Origin of the sequence: Mycolicibacter arupensis (assembly GCF_002086515.1) — a bacterium.
Classification (GTDB): domain Bacteria; phylum Actinomycetota; class Actinomycetes; order Mycobacteriales; family Mycobacteriaceae; genus Mycobacterium; species Mycobacterium arupense.
In genome coordinates this window covers 1-2,977 of sequence record NZ_MVHH01000101.1, presented here as the reverse complement: position 1 = coordinate 2,977, position 2,977 = coordinate 1, and the positions used below count along the sequence as shown (strand labels likewise).

The 2,977-nt window shown below is 68.3% G+C and carries 2 protein-coding genes; both read right to left on the bottom strand.

Annotated elements, in window-relative coordinates:
- A partial coding sequence (locus tag BST15_RS20800; RefSeq protein ID WP_420093288.1) for a cation diffusion facilitator family transporter occupies positions 1-641 on the bottom strand: 641 nt, incomplete at its 3' end.
- 127 nt (positions 642-768) lie between these two features.
- Positions 769-2,977: heavy metal translocating P-type ATPase (locus tag BST15_RS20795; RefSeq protein WP_207572069.1), on the bottom strand; the 2,209-nt coding region annotated here is incomplete at its 5' end.

Sequence of the window (2,977 nt, the reverse complement as noted above, 5' to 3'; positions counted from 1 at the left end):
ACGCCTAGCCCGATCACCGGATCGAGCCACCAGCCGCCCGACCAGTTGGCGGTGACCGCAAGACCGATCAGCACCGCGGCGGCCTGCACGGCGCACAGATAGTTCTGGATGCCTTCCCCGACGGTGGCCGCCGAGGCCAACCACGCGCCCAGGAAGCGTTGAGCGTGGCCGAGGATCGGCATCAGCAGCACCGCGACGGCGGTCAACACGATACCGATCACGCTGGCCTCCACCTCCCGTTCACCGAAGAGATGACGGACCGATTCGGCGGCGATGTAGGGAGCGATCAGCCAAAACGACACCGCCACACCGCGTTGCGCGCTGCGCTCGGCCGTCGCCGACAAGGTCCGAGAGCCGGTGAACCGCCAGATCACCACCACGCCGGCCAGCCCCTCGGCCACACCGCCCAGCGCCCAGCCGGTCAGGGCCACCGACCCGGTCGCCAACCCCTGCCACAGCCCCACGACCGCCTGCACGGTCACAAACACCAGGCTGATCCACGCCAGCCCCCGCGCCCACCCGGCAGCCCGCAGCCATCCCGCGTCCCGCGCGACCGGCGTCGGCGCCGCGTGCCCCGATTCCGCACAGCACGTATCGTCGACCAACTCGGCTGGACCACCAGCCGGATCAAAGTCACCCACCACAACCTCACTATCTTGCATCTTGATTGCTCTTCTGGGCAGGCCACCACGGCACCCACGACCGCCACACGCCTGCCGGGGCATGCACCCCGTTGATCGACGTGCGGCTCCCACCACGCCACGACCCTCAGCGGGCCGATTCTGAATCCGTCGGCGAGACCCTTGCCGCCCCGTTGGACTGGACCCCGACATCACTCGACCCATTCCCGGCGAGTCGGTAGCGGATCAGCCGGGAGCTGTTGGTGGCCACCGCCACCGAGGACGCGTTGTGCAAGATCCCGGCCAGCGCCAGGGACAGTGCGCCACCGGCACCGATCAGCAGCCCGACGGCGTTGACCGCGATCGACATGCCGTAGTTCTGCCGGATGACCTGAACAGCGCGTGCACCCAGGTCGGGCACGTCGAGCACGCGGTGCAGGTTATCGTTGGCCAAGGCGACGTCAGCGGTCTCGACAGCCACATCGGTTCCGGCCAGCCCCATGGCGATCCCGATATCGGCGGCCGCCAGGGCCGGGGCGTCGTTGACCCCGTCGCCGACCATCCCGACCACATAGCCCTCGGCCTGCAGCGCGCGCACCACCTCGAGTTTGTCGTCGGGCAACACTTCGGCGCGCCACTCGTCGATGCCGAGTTCGCCCGCAACCGCGGCGGCGGTATCGGCATGATCGCCAGTGAGCATGATGATCCGGCGTATTCCGTTGGCTCGCAGCTTGATCAGGACCTCGGCTGCCTCCGGACGGACCTCGTCGCGCAGGCTGATCAACCCCACCAGCTTGCCGTCTACCGCGAGCAGCAACGGGGTTTCGGCCTGCTTGCGCAGCTTCTCGACCCACTCCGTGGCCTTCTTCGACACCCGGACCTTCTCGGCCCGCAACAACGACGGGCTACCCAGCAGCAGAATCCGCCCGTCGGCCCAGGTGCGCATGCCCAGCCCCACCAGCACCTCGCATTGTTCATGCGGCGGAATACTGATATGGCGTTCCTCGGTTGAGCGGATCACCGCCTCGGCCAACGGGTGCCGCGAGTGGATCTCCGAGCTGGCGGCATAGGCCAGCACCTCTTCGGGCTGCCAATCCTTACCCAACGCGACGATATTGGTCACCACCGGGCGCCCCACCGTAAGCGTGCCGGTCTTGTCGAACACCATCGCGTCCACCCGGCCCGCCTGTTCGAGATGCGAGCCGCCCTTGATCAGGATGCCGCGACGCGCCCCGTTGCCGATCGCCGCACTGATCGCCGTCGGCGTGGACAACCCCACCGCGCACGGGCAGGCGATCAACAGCATCGTCATCGCCCGGCGGACATCGCCGGTGAGCACCAAGGTGAGCGCGGACAGCAGGAACGACGCGGGCACGAAACGACGGGAGAAGTTCTCCCCGACGGTCTGGATCGGCGCTCGATCGAGCTGCGCCTCCTCGACGCGGGTGATGATGCGGCCGATCACAGTTTGGCTACCAACGGCGCTGGCCCGTACCACCAGCCGTCCGCGCACCACCACCGACCCGGCGTGCACCGCTGCTCCCGCGATGATGCTGACAGGCAGGTTCTCCCCGGTGATCGCGGACTGATCGACAATCGCCTCCCCGTCGATGACCTCGCCGTCGACCGGGATCGCCACGTGATCGTGCACAATCACCTCATCACCGATCTGCACCGTGTCGATCGGCACCTGCACCTCGGTGCCGTCCGCGAGGCGCACCCAGGCGGTGTCCTGAGTGCCACGCAGCAACTCCGAGATGGCCCGTCGGGTCCGCCGCACGGTCAGATCCTGCAGATACTCACCGATATTGAGCAGCCACATCACGGTCAGCGCGACCACGTTCTCGCGCAGGATAAGGCTGGCGATGATCGCCGCGGTGACCAACGTGTCGGTCCCGGCGCGCCCGGACCGCAGCGACCGCAGCGCGCCACGCAGGAACGGATAACCCATGAAGATGGTTGCCCCGGTGGCGACCAACTGCCCGGTCGAGCTCAGCATCGGCGGCCGCCGGAAACCGTAGCGGCGCACACCGAGTAAAAACAGCGCCGCCCCGCCGATCACCATGCGCAGCACATCGGTGTTGCGCACATCAGCCGACCGCGGCGTGCGCGCCGGGATCAGCTCATCGGCCACATGCTCGGCCGCGGCGATCGCCGCCCACACCGCAGCGCGATCGGCGCGCCGCGGCGAATACCACACCACCACCGACCCGGTGTGGGGGTAGGCGTGCACCGCCCGCACCCCGGGCAGCCGGCCCACCGACTCTTCGGCCGCCACGGCGCGACGCGAATTCGAACAGACCCACGCAACCTTGACCCGCATCCGCCCGGCCGCATCAGAAACGACCTCGAGAGCG